A 19,930-nucleotide genomic window follows, 5' to 3' on the forward strand; every position below is an offset into this window, starting at 1 on the left:
CCGCGCCGGCCATGCTCCGGGCACGCTGATCGGGGGTACGAACCCGTTCGTTTACCCTGGCGGCATGAACAAGGCTGAGGCCAGCAGGCGGCGACTTCTCGATGCGGGCGCGGTCGAGTTCGCCGAGCACGGGGTCGCGGGCGCGCGGGTGGACCGGATCTCGGCCGACGCCCGGGTCAGCAAGGCGCAGCTGTACGCGTACTACGGCAGCAAGGAGGCGTTGTTCGACGCGGTGCTGTTCGACCGGGTCGCGGTGATCCTCGGGGAGGTGCCGCTGACCCCGGGCGATCTGCCGGGCTATGCGGTCCGGCTCTACGACGCCTATCTCGCGGACCCGCGGATGGTGCGCCTGGCGACCTGGGCGCGGCTGGAGCGTACCCCCGTGGGTCATCTCTTCTCGGCCGCGGACGAGGTGCCGAAGGTGCAGGCGATCGCCGAGGCGCAGCGGGACGGGCTGATCAACGCGGCGCTGCCGCCGGCGGACGTGCACTCGATGGTGGTGGCGCTCGCGATGACCTGGTCGCCGGCGAGCATCACGTTCACCGCGACGGCGGCCGACCCGGAGGCAGATCACGAGCGGCGGCGGGGCGCGCTTGCTGAGGTCGTGCGCCGCGCGTTCGCTCCCTAAGGCCACAACAAAACAAACTGGTTCGTTTGCTTTTGACGGCGTCTCGGCCTACCGTCGAAGAGTACGAACCAGTTCGTTTCGTTTGGAGTCGTCATGCTCACCGTCGCACCCGAAACCCGCCCCGCTCCCCGGTTCCTGGACGGCCCCGCCAAGCAGCTGCTGATCGGCGGCGTCTGGCGCCCGGCCGCGTCCGGCGACACGTTCGAGACGCTCGACCCGGCCACCGGGCGCGTGCTCACAAGCGTGGCCGCGGCCGGCCAGGCGGACGTCGACGCCGCGGTCACCGCCGCCCGGGCCGCTTTCGAGGACCCGTCCTGGGCCGAGATGGCGCCCTACCAGCGCAGTCGCATCCTGCTGCAGATCGCGGACGTCATGGAGCGGCACGCCGACGAGCTGGCCGTGCTCGACTCGCTCGACATGGGCGGGCCGCTGTGGATGACCCGCTGGCTCGTCGACCACTCCGTCGAGGTGATCAGGCACTACGCGGGCTGGCCGACCAAGTTCTACGGGCAGACCGCCCCGTCCGACGCCGGCGCGTTCCACTACACGCTGCGCCAGCCGCTCGGCGTGGTCGCGGCGATCACCGCCTGGAACGGCCCGGTGCTGCAACTGGCCTGGAAGCTCGGGCCCGCGCTGGCGACCGGCAACACGGTGGTCGCGAAGCCGGCCGAGTGGTCGCCGCTGTCCGCGCTGCGCCTCGGTGAGCTGCTCGGCGAGACCGACCTGCCGCCGGGCGTGGTCAACATCGTCACCGGCGACGGCGCCGGCACCGGCGAGGCGCTGATCAGCCACCCGGGCGTCGACAAGGTCTCGTTCACCGGCTCGCTTGCCGTCGGCAAGCACATCCTCGAGGTGTCCAGCCGGGACCTGAAGCGCGTCACGCTGGAGCTGGGCGGCAAGTCGCCGACGATCGTGTTCGACGACGCCGGCCTCGAGGCCGCGGCGCGCGGGGCCGTCGCCGGGTTCGCCCAGGGCAGCGGCGAGGGCTGTGTGGCCGGCACCAGGATCTTCGTCCAGGAGCCGGTCCGCGAGCGCTTCCGTGAGCTGCTGCTGAAGGAGATGGAGGCGTACGCGCTCGGCGACCCGTTCCACCCGGACACCAGGATGGGCCCGCTGATCTCCGCCCGGCACTTCGCCCGCGTCGACTCCTACCTGGACTCCGCGCGCGCCGAGGGTGGCACGCTTGTGACCGCGGGCGAGGCCCGTGACCTCTACATGCCGCCCACGCTGATCGAGAACGTCGGGCCGGACGCGCGCGTCGTCCGCGAGGAGATCTTCGGGCCGGTCGCGGCGCTGATGACGTTCACCGACCTCGACGACGCGGTGGCCCAGGGCAACGACACGATCTACGGGCTGTCCGCCTCGGTGTGGACCCGGGACCTGGCCCGCGCGCACCTGGTGGCCCGCAGGCTGCAGGCCGGCACGGTGTGGGTGAACACCTACGCGGAGATGAGCGCGGGCACGGTGCCGTTCGGCGGGTTCAAGCAGTCCGGCCTCGGCCGTGAGCACGGGACCGACGTGCTCGACGCGTACACCGAGGTCAAGTCCGTGATGATCAGGTTCCCATGATCGACGACATCCGGCGGGCGCTCGCCATCACACCGGCCTCGACCGCGTGGGAGCGCACCGCCGACATCACCACCGCCGGACGGCGGTCGGGCCGGCCGCACCGGATGGAGACGTGGTTCTACCGCCACGACGGCCGGATCTACCTGAGCGGGCTTCCGGGCCGCCGCGACTGGTACGCCAACGTGCGTGCGAATCCGCGCCTGACGTTCCACCTGAAACACGGCGTCCGCGCCGACCTGCCCGCCACCGCAAGGGTCGTGACCGGCGAGGAGGAGCGGCGGGCCGCGTTCGAGGCCTTCGTGGCGGACCTGAACCAGCCGCACGATCCGGCGCGCATCGGCCGGCCGACAGACGTGGCCGCCTGGCTGGCCGGCAGCCCGCTCGTCGAGGTCGTCTTCGACGACGCACGCCTGCGGTGACGGCGCGGCGGTCCCTCCCGGGATCGCCGCGCCCTCGGGTCAGCGGGTCATCTTCTCGATCTCCGCGAGGACAAGTGCCGGGGCATCCTTCGGTACGTCGTGGGAGGTGCCCGTCGCGGTGACGAGCGTGCGATCCGGGCCGGCCTTCACGAACGCGGCGGCGGCGTCGCGCCAGCGCTGGGCGTCCTCCGGCGAATCCTCGAACGGCGTCCGCTCCGACACGATGACCGTGGTGGGGACGCTGTCCGGCCAGGTCAGCTCGTGGTAGGCGAGGTGCGCCGGGCCGAAGTTCTCCGCGGTGGCGAGCAGCTGGCGGGTCCGCTTCGTCGACGGCTGGGCCTTGAGCGCCTCGATCTGCGAGCCGTTGACCGCCACGATCCGGGCGACCTGCTCGTCAGTGAAGAACTGCGGCAGGTTCGCGTCGACAAGCACCGCGCCCGCGACCAGGCCCGGGTGCTCCCTGACCGTGTAGGTGGCGACCTCACCGGCCTGTGAGTGCGACACCAGGAGCACGCCATCGGGTACGCCGAGCTGGTCCAGACCGGCGGCCAGGTCGGCGGCGGCGGCCTTCGCATCCCACGGGCCGGGCACCTCGTCGCTGTCGCCTAGGCCGGCCCGGTCGTAGGTGATGATCGTCGCGCCGGTGTCCTGGGCGAGCCGCGGGACGAGCGCGGCCCAGTAGGAGGAGTCCTCACCGCCGCCGGCGTCCAGGACGATTGCGGGCAGGCGGCCGGGGGTGACGTGGAACGCGAGGCGGTGCCCGTTGTTCTCCACCAGGTGCAGCTCTGCGCCGGCCGAGGGCGCGCTCGAGGCCGCGACAGGCGCCGCTGACGGGGATCCGGCCGCCGGCGGCTCGGCCGGTGCGGACTCGCTGCAGGCGACGAGCGCGCCAGCGGTCAGCAGCGGAAGAGCGAGAGCGACGGCGGCCCGGCGTACCCGGGACGGTGTCTGCTTGATCATGAGGTTCCTCAGGGGAGAAGCTCTTTCAGGGGCGAGGATGATTCTTCGGGCGCCGCTCCCCCACTTCGATCCTGCTGACTCCCCGGTCAGTTCTGCGGCCTCCCTCCGTACCACCCGGGGGTTGTCCCTACCGGGACGTCACGTCGAGGAGACCCGCGTGAAGGGCAGTGGGCACGGCACGCTCTGCAGCCCGAAGGCGACGCTGACCCGAAGGCGACGCTGACCGGCCAAAACGCCTTCTACCAGCCCTTTCCCCGATCGGCTCCGGTGCGCCCGGCAGACACCTATCGTGGTTCTGCCGGGCCTGGCACGCCACATTCACCAGACGATCACAAGGATTGGTCATGAATGGCTCTCACAAGGCTCGCCTGCTCTTCGCCACCCTGACAGCAGTCGTCGCGGCGATGCTCACCGCACCGTCCGCCGCGAGCGCGGACCCGGTGGTCACCATCAACAGCAGGCTCAACAACCTCTGCGTGGACATCGAAGGCGGCGACTACGCCCCCGGTGCCCGCGTCATCACCTGGACCTGTCACGGCCAGGCCAACCAGGACTGGTACTGGGACAACGGCCAGATCCGCAGCTACCTGAACAACCTGTGCCTGGACATCGAGGGCGGCAGTTACGCACCGGGCGCCGGCATCATCACCTGGCCGTGTCACGGCCGGGCGAATCAGAGCTGGTACTGGTACGGCGAGGAGATCCGCAGCTCGCTGCACAACATGTGTCTCGACATCGAGGGCGGGAACTACGACCGGGGCGCGCGGCTAATCACATGGCCCTGCCACGGGAACGCGAACCAGCGCTGGTACTGAGCATCGTCAGATAACGGGGAACGGCCGGGCTGCACGCCCGGCCACCCTGTTCCTCAGCTCTCCAGGCTCCTCAGCGTCTCGTCGTCAAGCGTGATCGACGCCGCACCCATGTTCTCCTCCAGGTGCGCGACATCGGCCGTACCCGGGATGGGCAGCACGTTCGGGGCGCGGTGCAGCAGCCAGGCGAGGCCGATCTGCGCGGGCGTGGCGCCCAGCCGCGCAGCCGCGGCGATGACTGCCGGCCGGTCCGTCACCTTGGGCACGCCCGGGAACGCGCTCCCCAGCGGGAAGTACGGCACCCAGGCGATGTCCTCGTCCACGCACAGTTGCAGCAGTGCCTCGTCGGAGCGGTTCGCGAGGCTGTAGGCGTTCTGCACGCAGACGATGCCGGCCGGGAGCCCGCGCCGCAGCACGTCCAGGGACACGCTGCTCAGGCCGATACCGCCGATCTTCCCCTCGTCGCGCAGCGCGATCAGCTCGGCGAGCTGGTCCTCCACATCCACGATCTGGTCCCGCTCGAGCGGCCCACCCGGACCGGTGTCGTTGCGCCGCAGGTTGACCACGTCGAGGCGGTCCACGCCGAGGCCGGTCAGGTTCGCCTCGACCTCGGCGCGCAACTCCGCCGGGCGCTGGGCGGCCTTCGGCCACGGCTGCGGCGGGTGGGGTGCCGCGCCGACCTTTGTGACAACCGTGACGCGGCCGCCCAGCGCCTCCCGGACCACCTCGTCGGCGAACCCGTTGCCGTAGAACCGCGCGGTGTCCACATGGTCGACGCCGAGTTCCTCCGCGCGGCGCAGTACCGCGATGGCGGCTGCGCGGTCGCCGTGCAGCCGGGACAGCTGCATGGCGCCGAAACCGATACGGGACGTGGGCTTGAACGACATGACTCTCGCCTTCTTCGTGGCTACGCACACCTTGTGCGTAGCCACATCGTGCGTGAGTATCGGCCGGTCTACAAAAGGCACACGGGTGTCTGTATCGGGGGTTGCGCATCATGACCGACGAGGACCGGCACGGCGCGTGCGGGCCGCTGCCGGCCGAGCACGGCGGCTTCATCCGCGAGATCCTGGACCGGGTCGGCGACAAGTGGAGCCTGCTCGTCATCGCCCTGCTTCGCGACGGCCCGCGCCGCTACACCAATCTGCAGCAGGTCGTTCCCGGCATCTCTCAGCGCATGCTCACGCTTACGCTGCGGCAGCTCACCGAGGACGGCCTGGTCACGCGCACCGCCTATCCCGAGGTGCCGCCGCGGGTCGAATACGCGCTGACGCCGCTCGGCGAGAGCCTGCTGGACACCGCGACCGCCCTGGTCAACTGGGCCTCCACAAACTACGGGGCGATCCGCGCGCACCGGGAGAGCAACGCCTGACCGGTCAGCGCTTGGATGCGGCCACCAGCGGGCGGTAGGCGGCCCACGGGACGCGCGGCCGGGGAAGGCCGCGGCGTTTCAGATAGCCACGCATGCTTCGCTTGGTCATCCGGACCAGCCGGACGATCCCGGCCGGCGAGTCGGACGGCGTCGGCTCGATCACCGTCGACGGCGTGAGCCGCCAGCCGTCGCCGGAGCGGGTCAGCACGCCGCGCACCAGCACGTTCTTCATGTTGCTCAGCTGCTCGTCGTGGCGGTGTACCAGCAGCGAGGCCGGGCCGGGCACGATCTCGACGTCGTCCGGCACGGTAAGCGTGTACCCGTCACCGTCGGGCATCGGCACGGTCCGGGCCAGCGCCGGCATGCCGTCCGCGTCCCGCGCGCCGAGCACCGCGGACGGGAACGCGCGAATCCGGTCCGCACCCAGCGGGTTCGCCGTGGTCTCCGGCCGGGTCTCCGGGACGAACGCGTCCCGCCGCACGTGCGAGTCAGGCGTCACGGTGATCAGCAGCCGCATGTAGTACCAGTCCATCAGCCAGGTCGCGGGCGGTGTCACATAGGCGCGGCTGCCCGGCTGACGTGTGAAGAGCATCGTCCAGTACGCCTCCAGCCCGGCCGGATCCGTCACGATCTCGTCCGGGCAGGTCGCCGTGCCCCGCACCAGCACCTGCTCCGGCCGGTCCAGCCCACTCGCGGTCGGATCGGAGAAGAGCAGCGCCACCCGCGGGTCCCGCCGTACGTTCAGCGCCTTCTGCGGAAACCCGAGTGATGTCGTCACCAGGAACGTCCCGTCCGGGCGCGGCCACGGCGACGTCGGCCAGACGATCGGCGTCCCGTCCTTGGCCAACGTGGCGAACTCACAGGTCCGGTAGGCGGTCACGAGGTCATAGAGATCATCCACGCGCGGATCTTAAGGCCCGCCGACGATGCACGCATCACGACGCCTCCGCCGACAGCGGTCAGCCTTGGCCCGCTGTCCGGGTTCTGGCGGCCGCCATGGTCCCCGAGTCTGCTGTGGATCGATTCCTCGCGGACAGGAGCATCATGACGCTAGCGGGGATTGCGCGCCCGCTCGGCCGGGGTGCCGGTGGGCGTACCGGCGCAGGTGAAGCTCCTCTGGTCGGTGACGGGCCCGCGGCCGGTGAGCATCGCCACCTGCGGGTAGGGGCAGACCGGGCGGGTGAGAAGCGTGCGGCCGGCGCTGTCCGTGCGTTCGCCGCGCAGGTGGGTGGGGGCATCGCCGGACTCGACCCAGCGGACGACCGCGTCGAGGACCGCGGTGGGGGTGGCGCCCTGCCCACCGCCGCAGTGTGCGACGCCGGGGGCGACGAAGAACCTGGCGAACGCGGCGGTACGGTCCGCGCCGCCCATCGCGTTCGTCAGGCGGCGGTGATAGTCGACGGACCCGCGGAACATGACCACCGGGTCGGCGGTGCCGTGCCAGATGACCACCTTGCCGCCCGCGTCACGGAACGCGGACAGGTCCGGGTCGTCGGTGGCCAGCACGTCGCGGTAGCGCTGCACCGACTGGTCAAACAGCCGCAGGTAGCGGTCATAGGTGAGGGTGCGCCAGTCCCAGCCGGGGTTCTGTGCCACGAAGTAGCGCAGCCATTCGACGGTGATGAAGAACGGCTCGGTGTCGTGCAGCGGCCCGAGCGAGGCGTCGCGTTCCAGGCCGTACCAGAGGCGGGCGCCGTTACTGTCGCGTGGCCCGTCCCAGATCGCGTTGATCAGCCGGGCGTCGGCCGCGGTGACGGCGCCGCAAGGCGTGACGGTGCCGATCAGCGTGCGCGCGTCGAACCGGCATCCCTCCCAGTCGCCGATGATCCCGTCGGTGAGGCCGTCGGCCGGGTCGCACGCGGCGATCGCGGCATCGGTGGCGGCGGTCAGCACGCAGGGCGCGACCCGGTGGCCGCTGATCAGCATCTGCAGCTGGCCCCAGAGCTGCGCCGGGTGGAACTTCGTCCAGTTGATCGCGGGTGACGCCGCGGCTATCCCGTCGTAGTCGGCCGGGTAGCGCTGCGCCTCCATCAGCCCCTGCCGCCCGCCGGTGGAGCAGCCGCTGAAGTAGCTGCGGAACGTCGTACGCCCGTAGTACGCGCTCACCACGGCCTTTGCGGCGACTGTCATCCGGTGGATGCCGAGGTGGCCGAAGTCAGTCACGCGCTGTGCGCCGCCCGCGCCGAGCGCGAAGCTGCCGCTGTCGCCCGGGTGGCCGGTGTCGGTGGTGGCGACCGCGTATCCGGCGCGCAGCTCCGCGTCCGGCGTGTCGGTGCGCAGGCCGCCGGTGAACCCGCTGCCGCCGAGGCCCTGGAAGCGGCCGTTCCAGTTCCCGGCCGGAAGCCACACCGCGACGGTGATCAGGTCGGTGGCGGGCGGGTTCGTGACGGTCAGGCGGACCGTGCAGTGGGCGGGTGCGGAGCGGGTCGCGGGCACCACCGTCGCGCCGGTGATCGTGGTGTCCGCCAACCGCAGCGCGGCCAGGTTCACGCAGCTGCGGGCTTGGTGGTCGCGGACGGCAGCGGCGACGCCGGCATGCGCGAGGACCAGGAGCATCACCACCAGGACGGGCAGCCCGAGGTACGAGTAGCGCCGGTAGCCCATCGGGTCCTCTCCGTCTGTCGTCCGGCGCCGGGGCCGTATCCGCCGCCATCACTGTGCGGGCGGCGGGAACCGGCGGCAAGAACCGTTCGGCCAGTCCCCGCTCACCCCAACCGGCGGACCCGGCGCACTGACATCGACGCCTGGCACGCTCTTTATCCGGCGCTTATGTGCACGTCCCTAGGTTCTGGCGTATGGAGACGCGGGCGCACGGCGTACCCACGAATGGGTCTGAGGCTTTTGTTGCTTATGCCGCCGGCCGGATGACGGTCCTGCGGCGGTGGGCCTACACGCTCTGCGGTGATCCCCATCAGGCGGACGACCTGGTGCAGGAGACGCTCGCAAGCGTGTACGCCAAGTGGCCCCGGGTCTCGCGGGCCGAGAACATCAACGGGTACGTGCACCGGATCCTGATCCGCACGTTCCTCGACGACCGCCGCCGTGGCTGGTGGAAGGTGCGACTGGCCGGTGACGCCGGGGTGGAGCGGTCGGTGCAGGCGGCCGGCTTCGAGGACCGGGAGGTGCTGCGGGCCGCGCTGCGCCGGCTCACCCCGGCGCAGCGCAGCGTCCTGGTGCTGCGGTTCCTGTGCGATCAGAGCGTCGCGGACGTGGCCCGCCAGCTCGGCTGCTCCGAGGGCACCATCAAGTCACAGACCCTGCGCGGGCTGACGAAGATGCGCCTCATCCTGACCGAGACCCCGCCGCCTCAGTCCACGGACAGCGCCGCGACCGGGCTGACCCGCGCCGCGCGGCGGGCCGGGACCAGGCCTGCGAGCACGGTGATCGCGGCAAGCGACACGATGATCAGCAGGAGCCGGCCGGCCGGGAACGTCCTCGGCAGGTCGAGCCGGAGCGCGTCGAGCGCGAGCCAGGCAAGTGGCACGCCGAGCGCGGTGCCGAGGACCGCGCCGATGGTGCCGTAGAGCGCGGCCTCGGTGCCGATCATGACCCGGATCCGGCCCCGGCTCATGCCGAGCGCGCGCAGCAGCCCGGACTCGCGGGTGCGTTCCATCACCGACAGGCCGGTGGTGGTGCCGACGCCGACGACAGCGATCAGCACGGTCAGCCCGAGCAGGCCGAGCGCCGCGAACAGCAGCGACGAGATCTCCCCGGTGGCCTTGTCCCGCTGGTCCGCGAGCACCGCGACCTCCGCGCCGGCGCCGATCCGGCGGAACGCGGCGAGCGCGTCGTCCCGGCCGCCGGACGCGATGTTCGCGAGCACGCCTGTCGGTTCCGGGGCGGCGCCGCCGATCGCGGTCAGGTCGGCCGGGTCGAGCACGGCGCCGAGCCGCAGCGGGGCCTCGCCGGTAAGCACCGCGGCGACCTGCACCAGGGCCCCGCCGAGCGTCACTGTGTCGCCGGCCCGCACCCCGAGGTCGGCCGCGGCCGCGTCCGCGAGGATCACCTTGCCGGGGCCGAACGCGGTGAGCGAGCCGTCCGCGGCCTCAAGCGCGGACAGTGCCGGCAGCGCGGCCGGGTCCAGGTCGACGGCGATGTGGCTGACCTGCCCGCCGGTGAACTCCGCGGTCCGGAACGGCGTGACGTCCCGGAAGCGGGCGTCCGCGCGCAACGCGGCCAGGACGTCGCCGGTCAGCGGCGTGTCGTCGGAGAACATGGCCAGATCCGCGGGGGTACGTACCGCCATCTGCCGATCGGTCCAGGTCTGCATGCTGGAGAGGCCGACCACGGTGCCGGCCAGCATGGTGACGCCGAGCGCGACGACAACCGACACGGCGGCGGCCCGGCGCGGTGTGCCGCCGAGCCCGCTGACCGCGAGGCGCCCGGTCGGGCCGAGCAGGCGCAGCGGCGCGCCGAGCACGGCCAGGACCGGCCGGATCAGCAACGGGCCGAGCGCGATGAGCGTGCCGTAGGCGAACGTGCCCACGCCCAGCAGGTAGAGCAGCACCCGGTTGGTGGCGTCCTCACTGTTCATCGTGTCGAGCGTCAGCCAGATCAGGCCGCCGGTGCAGGCCGCGAGCAGCAGGCCGAGCAGCAGCCGGGCGAGCGGAACGCCGCGTTCGGACCCGGCCGTGCTGGAGCTGCGCAGCGCCTGCAGCGGGGCCACGCCGGCGGCCGCGAACGCGGGGGCGAGCACCGCGCCGACCGTGATCAGGACCGCGCCGGCGACGACCGCGACGGCCGGGCCGGCCGGGAGACCGGGGCCGGTGAGCGTCTGCCCGAACCAGCCTGCGACGGCCGGGGCGGCCAGGCCGCCGGCCAGCGCGATCAGGACCCCGGTGGTGCCGGTGACCAGGCCGACCACCGCGCCCTCCACGGTGAGCGCGCCGACCAACTGGCCGCGCTGGGCGCCGATGGTGCGCAGCAGCGCGAGCTGGCGCATCCGCTGGGCGAACACGATCCGGAACGTGGACGTGGCGACAAGCGCGGCCGCGACGACCGCGACGCCGACGAACATGGCGATCAGCGCGAACACCTGGTCGAGCTGCCGGACCTCCTCGGTGGCCTCGCGGACCCGCATGGTCTCGCCTGTGGTGACGCTGATGTACGCCATCGGGTCCCGCAGCAGCGCGTCGCCGAGCGTGGACATCGCCACGGTCAGGTCGGTGCCGGGCGCGGTGAGCACGTCCACCCGCGGGTAGCCGGTCTGCCCGGCGAGCGCGGCAAGCACCGCGTCCGGCGCGTAGCCGCGTTCCGCGCTGTCCCGCGCCCCGGCGACGACCCCTGTGACAGTCACAGTGACCGGTCCGGAGTCCGCGGTGAGCCGCAGCGTGCTGCCGGGCGCGGCGCCGAGCCGGGCCGCGGCGCGCCGGTCGAGCGCGATCTCCCGGTCGCCGTCCGGGTAGGTGCCGTCGACAGGCGTGATCCGCGACAGCGGCCCGGCGCCCGGGTCCGCGATCACGTCGAGCGCGGTGCCGGACGCGGCGTCGCCGACGGTGAACGTCGCGGTCAGCCGGCCGGCGAGGCCGGTGACGCCGGGCGTACGCCGGATCAGGCCGAGCTGCTCCGGGGTGAGCGGGTCACCGCCCTGCGCGGTGACGACCAGCCCGGCCGCCTCAGGTGTCTCGCTGAACGTGTCGAGCATGGTCCGGGTGACGATCTGGTGCGCCAGCACGGTGCCGAACACGACGAGCGCGGCGACAAGCACGGACAGGCCGGTCATCAGCATCCGGCCCGGACGGCGCAGCACGCCACTGAGCTGGGTCCGCAGCACGCTTATGTTCATCGGGTCCGGCCGAGCCGGTGCACGCTGCCCCTGAGCAGGCCGAGCACCTCCGCGCCGGAGCCGGAGTCGAGGTTTCCGGTCGGCTCGTCCGCGAAGACCACCTCGGGCCGGGTGGCGAGCGCGACCCGCTGCTGCCGGCCGCCGGAGAGTTCGGCCGGGCGCTCGTTCATCGGGGCAGCGCCGGGATCTTCAGGTCGACGCCGCTGTTCTCGCAGCCGCCGATCGCCAGGTCGAGCATGGTGTCGAACTGCTCCGGCGTGGGCAGGTCGCCCTGACCGGTGGCCTTGGCGGCCTGCCAGCGCACGTACTTGCCGATCTCGGTGCTGATCCCCTGGTCGACAAGCTTCGTGTAGCGGATCTGGCGGATCTCCTGATCCCACTTCTCCGCCTCGGCCGGGTCGGTGGGCGGGGTCTGGGCGCGGTCGAAGAGCTGCTGGGCGAGGCGGCAGTCCTCGGCGGAGGCGTCGCTGGGCCCGAAGTGGCGGTCCCACGCGTAGGTCACGCCGTAGCCGACACCCCCCAGGACCAGCACCGCAACGACACCAAGAACCGCGATTTTTCCCAAGTTGCGGGTTTTTTCGTTATTAATCATGTTGACCGCCGAAATCCGTGGGTTGGGAACATCGACTATTCAACGGTGCCGAGGGTCCCTCGCACATCTGCGCAGAAGCAGATCTCCAAGCCTCGCGGGTACGACCAGGGTCATACACGGAGGCTCAGGAAGCCGGTCTGACCAGGCCGATCTCGTAGGCGAACACGACTGCCTGCACCCGGTCCCGCAACTCCAGCTTGGCCAGGATCCGGCCGAAGTGGACCTTCACCGTCCCCTCCGCCACGTGCAGCCGGGCCGCGATCTCCGTGTTCGACAGTCCACCCGCGACAAGCTCGAGCACTTCCCGCTCCCGGTCGGTGAGCGCGGCCAGCCGGTCGTCGGCCCGCCCGGAGAGCGTCAGCTGACCGGCGAAGCGGTCCAGCAGCGCCCGGGTGATCCGCGGCGCCACCACCGACTCCCCGCCCGCGACGACCCGGATCGCGGCGAGCAGGTCCTCCGGCGGCGCGTTCTTCAGCAGGAACCCGCTCGCGCCGGCCTGCAGCGCGGCGAACGCGTCCGCATCGGTGTCGAACGTGGTCAGCACCAGCACCCGGGGGCCGCCGCCGGGCCCCGCGCAGATCCGCCGGGTCGCCTCGACGCCGTCCATCACCGGCATCCGGATGTCCATCACCACCACGTCGGCAGCTGTCGACGCGAGCACTGACAGCGCCTCCGCGCCGGTACCGGCCTCGCCGACCACCACCATGTCATCCTGTGCGGACAGCACCATCGCGAACCCGGCGCGGACCAGCGCCTGATCGTCGACGAGCAGCACCCGGATGCTCACGCGGCTCCCTTGATCATCATGACGGCACGGAGCTCCCAGCCCGGCCCGGGCACACGCGGGCCGACGCTGAACTCGCCGCCGTGCACCGCCACCCGCTCCCGCATGCCGAGCAGCCCGTTCCCGCCGCCGCGGTGCGTGTCCGCCGGGCGGCCCCCGCCGTCGTCGCCGATCTCCAGCACCGCACGCCCGCCGCCGACCCGCAACAGCACCTCGGCCTCGGCGCCCGGGCCGGCGTGCCGCAGCACATTTGTCAGGCTCTCCTGCACGATCCGGTAGACGGTCAGCTCGTCCGCGGCGGACAGCGCACCGGTCTCCCCCTCGACCTTCACCACCACGCCCACTCCGGCGGTACGGGCCCGGGCCGCGAGCGCCTCCAGCTCCTCCAGACCGTGCGGCCGCAGGTCGTCCGCGCTCTCGGTCCCGGCGCTGCCGCGAAGCACCGCGACGATCCGGTGCATGTCGTCAAGCGCCTCCCGCCCGGTCCCGGCCACCGTGCGCATCGCCTCGCGCGCGGCGGCCGGGTTCCGCTCCACCACGTAGCTCGCACCGTCCGCCTGCGCGATCATCACGGCCAGGCTGTGCGCCACCACGTCGTGCAGCTCGCGGGCGATGAACGCCCGCTCGTCCGCCTCGGCAAGCATCGCGAGGTGCGCGCGCTCCCGCCGGGCGGTCGCCGCACGGTCCCGGCCGACCCGCACCACGAAGGCCAGCACCCACAGGGCGGCGCAGGCGGACCACACGGTCAGCAGGTTCACCACGACTGTGAGCGGGGTCAGGGCCCAGTCGTCGTAGAGCAGGACGTCCCGCACGCTGATCAGCGTGCGGGACGTCCGTCACCACCGCGCCCGCGGCAAGGGCCGGCCAGAGCGCGCGGGTGTGCGTCACCACCGCGGCCATCGCGACGAACACCGCCAGGTCGTACCCGGCCGGCACCGCGCTGCCCACCCCGAGTTGCAGAAGCGCCAGCGCGGACACCGCCGCGAAGACCGCGATCGGCGCGTGCCGGCGGGCGATCAGCGCGGCCGCCATGCCCAGCCCGATCAGCATGTCCCACACCGACGCGGCCAGGTACTGCACCGCGATCGCCGCGACCACCGTGGCGATGACCAGGTCCCACAGCGTCCACAGCCACGAGACCGGCACCCACCGGCTCAGCAGGGCTCCCATCCCCTCACGATACTGAGCGGCCTCGCCGTCAGAGCGTGACGGGCGTGAGCCCTGCGGATCATTCGTAGGAGATGGCGTGCAGCACGTTCGTCCGGGCCGCACGGATCGCGGGCAGGATCGCGGCGACCACGCCGACCGCGGCGCCCACAAGCAGGTACAGGCCGATCCGGGGCCAGGGCAGCGCGAGGGTGGTGAGGCCGCTGCCGTGCAGCGCGCGGACCGCGGCCGCGCCGAGCCCGACGCCGGTGAGGACGCCGAGCAGCGCGCCGAACACCGCGATGATCACCGCTTCGACCGTGACCATCCACCGGGTCTGTCCACGGGTCAGGCCGACCGCGCGGATCAGGCCGATCTCCCGGGTGCGTTCCAGCACGGACAGGGCGAGCGTGTTGACGACGCCGAGGACCGCGATGAGCACGGCCAGCGCCAGCAGGAGCTGGACCAGCGTCACGATCGAGTCGTACCTGCCGGTCTGCCGCCGCAGGTAGCCGTCCCGGTCGGTGACGGTGATCTCCGGGCTGTCCGCGAGCAGCGTCTCCACCGCGCGCCGGACGTCCGGGACCGAGGTGCCAGGGGCCACCGTGAGGTCCACGTTCGTCACCTGCGGCACCTCGAGGTGCGGCGCCTCGGAGGCCGGCAGCAGCCACTGGCCGACCGCGGCACCACCGGTGTGCACTGCCACGACCGTCATCGTCCGGGGCTCGCCGTAGGCGAGCGCGACCTGCACTGCGGACCCGGCGTGCAGACCCCGCTGCCCCGCAGTCGCCGTGTCGACCGCGACCTGGTCCGGGCCCAGCTCGCCGAGCGTGCCCTCGGTCGCCGTGACCGAGTACATCCCGGCCAGCGCGCGCAGATCGGTGACCACCGAGACCGCGCCCGGCTGCCCGTCGATGACCGCGTCACCGCGATACGTGCCGGCCACCGCGCTGACGCCCGGGACGGCCCGGACCCGCTCGACGATCGCGGGGTCGAAGGCCGGCGGATCGTCCGCCAGGGAGCTGTCACCAGCGATCATCAGGTCGGCGGTGATCCGGTCGGCGACCCGGTCCCGGAGGCTCGCCGTGGTCGACGCCAGGACCGTGTTCAGGCCGGTGATCAGCGCGATGCCGACCATCAGCGCGGTGGCGGTCACCGCGGTACGGCGCGGGTTGCGGACCGCGTTGAGCCGCCCGAGCCGGCCCGTGACCGTGCCGGCGAAGAGCAGCCCGGCCGTGCCCGCCACCGGCCGTGCCAGCGCCGGGGTCAGCAGCGTGACGCCGGCGAACGCGGCCAGCGCGCCGGCCCCGATCCACCACGGCGCCCCGTCCCGGGCGAGCCCGACGCCGAGGAGCACACCGCCGAGCGTGCCGGCGAGGACACCCGCGACTGTCGGCGTGGTGAGCGGGCGGTCCGGTGTGGCCGACTCCCGCAGCGCCGCGACCACCGGGATGCGCGACGCGCGCAGCGCCGGGACCAGCGCGGCGACCAGGCTGACGAGCACGCCGACGCCGTACGCCACAAGCGGCGCGGCCACCGGCACACCGAGGCCGGACAGCCCGGTCCCGCTCCGGCCGCTGAACAGCCACGCCAGCAGCCAGCCGACGCCGATGCCGAGACCCAGCCCGGCCGTGGCCGCGACCACGCCGATCACCAGCGCCTCGACAAGCACCGAACCGACTGTCTGCCAACGGCTGCCGCCGAGCGCGCGCAGCACGGCCAGCTCCCTGGTGCGCTGCGCGACGATGATGGAGAACGTGTTGAGGATCAGGAAGATCCCGACAAGCAGCGACACGGCCGCGAAACCGAGCAGGACGCCGTTGAAGAGCGCCAGGTCCGACTGGGCGTCCGCCCGGGCCGCGGCGCGCAACTCCGCGCCGGTTTGCACCCGGTAACCGGCGCCAAGCGTGCTGCTGACCGCGGTGCGTACCGCGTCGGTTCCCGGTGTCGCCTCCACCGCGGAGAACAGGCCGTCGCGGCCGAGCATGAGCCGCGACGCGACCGAGTCGTGGAAGGACACCTCAAGGTTTCCGCCGAGGCTGTCCCGGCCGCCGCTGTACTCCATCACGCCGACGACCGTGAACGTGCGTTTCGGCTGGGTGGTGAGGATGCCGACGCTGTCCCCAAGCCGCAGGCCGGCCGCGTCGAGCAGCGCCGCGTTCAGCACCACCTCGTCGGCCGAGGCCGGGGCGCGGCCGGTGCGCAGGCGTACCAGCGCGGTCTCACCGGTCCAGTTGGAACCCAGCCGGGACGGGCCGGTGGTGGTGACGACCTTGCCGTCCGCACCGATCACCCTGGCCCCATCGACCGAGACGATCCCGGTCGCGGACTCCACCCCGGGGACCGCGGCGACCCGGCCGGCAAGCGCGGCCGGTACACCTGTGCGGATCTCGTCGTCGTCCTCGGCCGCTCCCGCACCGGTCGCCGGGCGCACCTGCACGCCCACGTCGCGGTACTGCAGGGCGTAGAGGTCGTCGAACGCGCGGCCGAGCGTGCCGGTCAGCACGAACGACCCGGACACGAACGTGACGCCGAGCACGACCGCGAGACCGGCGAGCAGCAGGCGGGCCCGGCGGGCGAGCAGACTCCTGAGCGTGGCGTGAAGCATGGCGGCTCAGCTCCGTACCGTGTCGAGGTTCTTCATGGTGTCGAGCACCGCGTCCGCGGACGGTTCGTGCAGCTCGTGCACGATCTCGCCGTCCGCGAGGAAGACCACGCGGTCCGCATGGGAGGCCGCCACCGGGTCGTGCGTGACCATCACGATCGTCTGGCCGAAGTCGCGCACGGACGCCTTCAGGAAGCCGAGCACCTCGGCGCCGGCCCGGGAGTCGAGATTCCCGGTCGGCTCGTCCGCGAAGATCACTTCCGGCCGGGCGAGCAGCGCCCGCGCGCACGCCACCCGCTGCTGCTGCCCGCCGGACAGCTGCGCCGGCCGGTGGGAGAGCCGCTCACCCAACCCGACCGCCCCGATCACCCGCGCCATCCACTCCGGATCCGGTTTCCGGCCGGCGATCGCCAGCGGCAACCGGATGTTCTCCTCCGCGTTGAGCGTCGGCAGCAGGTTGAACTGCTGGAAGATGAAACCGATCCGCTCACGGCGCAGCCGGGTCATCGCCCGGTCGCGCAACCCGGACAGCGCGGTCGTCCCGATCAGGATCTCGCCGCGGGTCACCTCGTCCAGCCCCGCCAGGCAGTGCATCAACGTCGACTTCCCGGAGCCGGACGGGCCCATGATCACGGTGAACCCACCCCGCTCGAGCGTCAGACTCACCCCGCGCAGCGCGGCCACCTGCGCCTCTCCGGTCCCATAAACCTTCCAGACATCCTTCGCGTGTACGGCGTGCATGCGTGTCTCCTCAAGCGATGCGATGACGACGACGCCACAATCGCGTTCACCGCGCCTGATCCGCTTCGGCGCCCGGCCGTAGAAGCCGTCTACTACCGGCGGAGTAGCCGTCTACTACCGGCAGACGATGCGGGGACGCGCGCGCTGTCCGTACCGTGGCGGCATGTCTGTGCGAATCGCGTCGCGCCCGGCTCTGCAGGATCTCGCGCTCGGCGCCGCGATCATGCTGCTGGTGCTCGGCGCGACAGTGATCGGCGGCGACGACCACGACAGCCGCCAACTACACGCGGTCGACATCGCCTCCGCCGTGGCCGCCGCGGGCCTGATCGCCGCCCGCCGCCGCTGGCCGGTCCCGGTCCTGGCCGCCGCGACGCTCGCCACCGCCGCCGCCACGGCCGCCACCGACCTGCTGCCCCCGTTCGCCGCCGCCGCGCTCGTCGCCGCCTACACCACGGCCACGATGACGAGCCGGATCACCGCGTGGACGCTTACCGCGACCGCGGCCGTGGTCGTCTACCTCGCGGCGGTCCAGCTCGGCGGCGTGGACTGGCAGCAGCCCGAGACCGTCTCGGTGATCGCGTGGGGCGGCATGGCCACCGCGCTCGGCGACGTCGCGCGAACCCGGCGCGCCTACCTGGAGGCCGTGCTGGAACGGGCCCAGCGGGCGGAACGCAGCCGGGAGGAGACCGCACGCCGCCGGGTCATCGACGAACGACTGCGGATCGCCCGGGAGCTCCACGACGTGGTGGCACACCACATCGCGCTGATCAACGTGCAGGCCGGCGTGGCCGCACACGTCCTCGACGACCAGCCGGAGACCGCGCGGCAGTCGCTCGCCGTCGTCCGGCAGGCCGGCAGGGCCGTGCTTGCGGATCTGTCCACAGTGTTAGGAGTGCTCCGCACACCAGGCGATCCGGACGACCCGGCCGGTGAGCCCACGCCCGGCCTGGCCCGGCTCGACGACCTGCTGCGCACGCTTGCCGGAAGCGGCCTGCAGGTGGCGCACCAGTCCGAAGGCCAGGCACGGACGTTGCCGGCCGCGGTCGACCATGCCGCGTTCCGGATCGTGCAGGAGGCGTTGACCAACGCGCACAAGCACGGGAACGGCGGGGTCGTACGGCTGCATCTGACCTACACCCCGGAGGAGGTCAGCATCTCGGTCGACAACGCCGCTCGCATTCCCGGGGCCGCGGGCGGGGCCGGTCGCGGGCTGATGCGGGCGCACGAACACGCCTCCAGCGGCGGCGATCACGAACTGATCGCGGTGCACGAACACGCGGCCGGGGCCGGTCACGGGCCGGTGGGCGTTCGCGAACACACGTCCGTGGGCGACGCCGGTGACGGGCTGGTCGGTCCGCACGAACGGGCATCCGGCGCCGCTGGTCACGGGCTGATGGGTCGGCACGAACAGGCGTCCGGCGGCGCCGGTCACGGGCTGGTGGGTCTGGATGAACAGGCATCCGGCGGCGCCGGTCACGGACTGGCGAGCCGGCACAAACAGGCGTCCGGCGGCGCCGGGCACGGGCTGGTGGGTCTGGACGAACACGCATTCGCCGGCACCGGTTATGGACTGCTGGGCGTGCGTGAACGTGCGGCTGCGGTCGGCGGCACTGTCACCGCTCGCGGCGATCGCGACGGCGTGTTCCGTCTGCGCGCGCACCTCCCCGCGCCGAGCACCACGCCATGACCCCGATCCGCGTGCTGCTCGCCGACGACCAGAAGCTCATCGTGGCCGGTCTGCGCGTCCTCGTCGACTCCGCACCCGACCTGGAGGTGGTGGGCGAGGCCGGCACCGGCCGGGAGGCGGTCGCGCTGGCCCGCAGCACCCGGCCCGACGTGGTCCTGATGGACATCCGCATGCCGGAACTGGACGGCATCGAAGCCACCCGGCAGATCACCGGCGACCCCGAGCTGAGCTGTGTGAAGGTGCTGATCCTGACCACCTTCGAGATCGACGAGAACGTGCTTCACGCGCTGCGTGCCGGCGCCAGCGGCTTCCTGAGCAAGGGTGTCGAGCCTGCCGACCTGCTCACCGGCATCCGCCAGGTGGCCCGTGGCGACTCACTGCTCTCCCCCGCCGCGACCCGCACCCTGATCGCCCGCTTCCTTCGCGAGCCCGATCGCTCCCCCACGCCCCGGCTCACCGGCCTCACCCCGCGCGAAACCGAGATCGTCACCCTGGCCGCCACCGGCCTCTCCAACGACGAGATCGCCACCCGCCTGTACCTCTCGCCCCTGACCGCCAAGACCCACATCAACAACGCGATGGGCAAACTCGGGGCGCGCGATCGGGCCCAGCTGGTGGTGATGGCCTACCAGGGCGGCCTCGTGTCACCACCGTCCGCCTGACCCGCGCAGTGTTGAGGGGCGACACCGACATTTCGGGAAACGCACTTAGGGCCACCCCGGATGGGGTGGCCCTAAGTAATAAGAAGTCCGGCGGTGTCCTACTCTCCCACACCCTCACGAGTGCAGTACCATCGGCGCTGGTGGGCTTAGCTTCCGGGTTCGGAATGT

19 protein-coding genes and 1 pseudogene are annotated in these 19,930 nt (G+C 72.3%); 9 read left to right on the forward strand and 11 right to left on the reverse strand.

Going from position 1 to position 19,930, the window contains the following annotated elements; genetic code table 11:
- The first annotated feature begins 64 nt into the window (after window positions 1-64).
- From ACIA8K_RS40015 to ACIA8K_RS40025, 3 genes are all read left to right on the forward strand, one after another.
- On the forward strand, window positions 65-628 hold the full coding sequence (locus ACIA8K_RS40015) for a TetR family transcriptional regulator (protein WP_396068728.1): 564 nt from the start codon (window positions 65-67) through the stop codon (window positions 626-628).
- Window positions 629-721: 93 nt separating this feature from the next.
- A complete protein-coding gene (locus ACIA8K_RS40020) occupies window positions 722-2,197 on the forward strand; it encodes an aldehyde dehydrogenase family protein (RefSeq protein WP_396068729.1) in 1,476 nt (491 codons plus the stop codon).
- On the forward strand, window positions 2,194-2,616 hold the full coding sequence (locus tag ACIA8K_RS40025; RefSeq protein WP_396068730.1) for a nitroreductase family deazaflavin-dependent oxidoreductase: 423 nt from the start codon (window positions 2,194-2,196) through the stop codon (window positions 2,614-2,616). The genes ACIA8K_RS40020 and ACIA8K_RS40025 overlap by 4 nt, the downstream gene beginning before the upstream one ends.
- Window positions 2,617-2,655: 39 nt before the next feature.
- On the opposite strand, the gene ACIA8K_RS40030 is transcribed toward ACIA8K_RS40025, so the two are convergent.
- Window positions 2,656-3,576 carry an alpha/beta fold hydrolase gene (locus tag ACIA8K_RS40030; protein ID WP_396068731.1) on the reverse strand — a complete coding sequence of 307 codons (921 nt, stop codon included), beginning with the start codon at window positions 3,574-3,576 and terminating at the stop codon, window positions 2,656-2,658.
- 344 nt (window positions 3,577-3,920) lie between these two features.
- Between ACIA8K_RS40030 and ACIA8K_RS40035 the strand changes: the two genes are divergently transcribed.
- Window positions 3,921-4,391 (forward strand): RICIN domain-containing protein, encoded by a 471-nt coding sequence (locus ACIA8K_RS40035; protein WP_396068732.1) that lies wholly within the window; start codon window positions 3,921-3,923, stop codon window positions 4,389-4,391.
- 53 nt (window positions 4,392-4,444) lie between these two features.
- Here the strand turns inward: ACIA8K_RS40035 and ACIA8K_RS40040 are convergent, their stop codons facing one another.
- Window positions 4,445-5,275: an aldo/keto reductase gene (locus ACIA8K_RS40040; RefSeq protein ID WP_396068733.1), complete on the reverse strand. Its 831-nt coding sequence runs from the start codon at window positions 5,273-5,275 to the stop codon at window positions 4,445-4,447.
- 110 nt (window positions 5,276-5,385) lie between these two features.
- Here ACIA8K_RS40040 and ACIA8K_RS40045 point away from each other — a divergent pair, with 110 nt between their 5' ends.
- Complete coding sequence (locus ACIA8K_RS40045; RefSeq protein ID WP_396068734.1) at window positions 5,386-5,760, forward strand: winged helix-turn-helix transcriptional regulator; 375 nt, start codon at window positions 5,386-5,388, stop codon at window positions 5,758-5,760.
- A 4-nt stretch (window positions 5,761-5,764) separates the two neighbouring features.
- On the opposite strand, the gene ACIA8K_RS40050 is transcribed toward ACIA8K_RS40045, so the two are convergent.
- On the reverse strand, window positions 5,765-6,661 hold the full coding sequence (locus ACIA8K_RS40050) for a pyridoxamine 5'-phosphate oxidase family protein (RefSeq protein ID WP_396068735.1): 897 nt from the start codon (window positions 6,659-6,661) through the stop codon (window positions 5,765-5,767).
- 149 nt (window positions 6,662-6,810) lie between these two features.
- The gene (locus tag ACIA8K_RS40055; protein ID WP_396068736.1) at window positions 6,811-8,364 is read right to left on the reverse strand and encodes a tannase/feruloyl esterase family alpha/beta hydrolase; all 1,554 of its coding nucleotides are present in this window, start codon (window positions 8,362-8,364) and stop codon (window positions 6,811-6,813) included.
- Window positions 8,365-8,624: 260 nt separating this feature from the next.
- Between ACIA8K_RS40055 and ACIA8K_RS40060 the strand changes: the two are divergent.
- Window positions 8,625-9,032 (forward strand): annotated as a pseudogene (locus ACIA8K_RS40060) (sigma-70 family RNA polymerase sigma factor); the annotation flags it as partial.
- Between the two features lie 35 nt (window positions 9,033-9,067).
- Here the strand turns inward: ACIA8K_RS40060 and ACIA8K_RS40065 are convergent.
- The 5 genes from ACIA8K_RS40065 to ACIA8K_RS40085 all read right to left on the reverse strand — a co-directional run bounded on the left by ACIA8K_RS40065 (window position 9,068) and on the right by ACIA8K_RS40085 (window position 13,733).
- On the reverse strand, window positions 9,068-11,545 hold the full coding sequence (locus tag ACIA8K_RS40065) for an FtsX-like permease family protein (RefSeq protein WP_396068737.1): 2,478 nt from the start codon (window positions 11,543-11,545) through the stop codon (window positions 9,068-9,070).
- A complete protein-coding gene (locus ACIA8K_RS40070; protein WP_396068738.1) occupies window positions 11,542-11,715 on the reverse strand; it encodes a hypothetical protein in 174 nt (57 codons plus the stop codon). Before ACIA8K_RS40070 ends, ACIA8K_RS40065 begins: the two co-directional genes overlap by 4 nt.
- Window positions 11,712-12,077, reverse strand: a complete 366-nt coding sequence (locus tag ACIA8K_RS40075; protein ID WP_396068739.1) for a hypothetical protein — start codon at window positions 12,075-12,077, stop codon at window positions 11,712-11,714. The genes ACIA8K_RS40070 and ACIA8K_RS40075 overlap by 4 nt, the downstream gene beginning before the upstream one ends.
- Before the next feature lie 184 nt (window positions 12,078-12,261).
- The gene (locus ACIA8K_RS40080) at window positions 12,262-12,924 is read right to left on the reverse strand and encodes a response regulator (RefSeq protein ID WP_396068740.1); all 663 of its coding nucleotides are present in this window, start codon (window positions 12,922-12,924) and stop codon (window positions 12,262-12,264) included.
- A complete protein-coding gene (locus ACIA8K_RS40085) occupies window positions 12,921-13,733 on the reverse strand; it encodes a sensor histidine kinase (RefSeq protein ID WP_396068741.1) in 813 nt (270 codons plus the stop codon). Before ACIA8K_RS40085 ends, ACIA8K_RS40080 begins: the two co-directional genes overlap by 4 nt.
- Window positions 13,734-13,798: 65 nt before the next feature.
- On the opposite strand from ACIA8K_RS40085, the gene ACIA8K_RS40090 reads away from it, so the two are divergent.
- Complete coding sequence (locus ACIA8K_RS40090; protein ID WP_396068742.1) at window positions 13,799-14,107, forward strand: hypothetical protein; 309 nt, start codon at window positions 13,799-13,801, stop codon at window positions 14,105-14,107.
- 42 nt (window positions 14,108-14,149) lie between these two features.
- Here ACIA8K_RS40090 and ACIA8K_RS40095 read toward each other — a convergent pair whose 3' ends face one another.
- Together ACIA8K_RS40095 and ACIA8K_RS40100 are read right to left on the reverse strand one after the other, a co-directional pair.
- Complete coding sequence (locus ACIA8K_RS40095; RefSeq protein ID WP_396068743.1) at window positions 14,150-16,675, reverse strand: ABC transporter permease; 2,526 nt, start codon at window positions 16,673-16,675, stop codon at window positions 14,150-14,152.
- Between the two features lie 6 nt (window positions 16,676-16,681).
- A complete protein-coding gene (locus tag ACIA8K_RS40100) occupies window positions 16,682-17,413 on the reverse strand; it encodes an ABC transporter ATP-binding protein (protein ID WP_396068744.1) in 732 nt (243 codons plus the stop codon).
- Between the two features lie 163 nt (window positions 17,414-17,576).
- On the opposite strand from ACIA8K_RS40100, the gene ACIA8K_RS40105 reads away from it, so the two are divergent.
- Both ACIA8K_RS40105 and ACIA8K_RS40110 read left to right on the forward strand, forming a co-directional pair.
- On the forward strand, window positions 17,577-19,100 hold the full coding sequence (locus tag ACIA8K_RS40105) for a histidine kinase (RefSeq protein ID WP_396068745.1): 1,524 nt from the start codon (window positions 17,577-17,579) through the stop codon (window positions 19,098-19,100).
- Window positions 19,097-19,762, forward strand: coding sequence for a response regulator (locus ACIA8K_RS40110; RefSeq protein ID WP_396068746.1), 666 nt, complete (start codon window positions 19,097-19,099; stop codon window positions 19,760-19,762). Before ACIA8K_RS40105 ends, ACIA8K_RS40110 begins: the two co-directional genes overlap by 4 nt.
- The last annotated feature ends 168 nt before the right edge of the window (window positions 19,763-19,930 follow it).

The sequence above is a fragment of the Catenuloplanes sp. NPDC051500 genome, assembly GCF_044454585.1.
In the GTDB taxonomy this organism is placed as follows: domain Bacteria; phylum Actinomycetota; class Actinomycetes; order Mycobacteriales; family Micromonosporaceae; genus Catenuloplanes.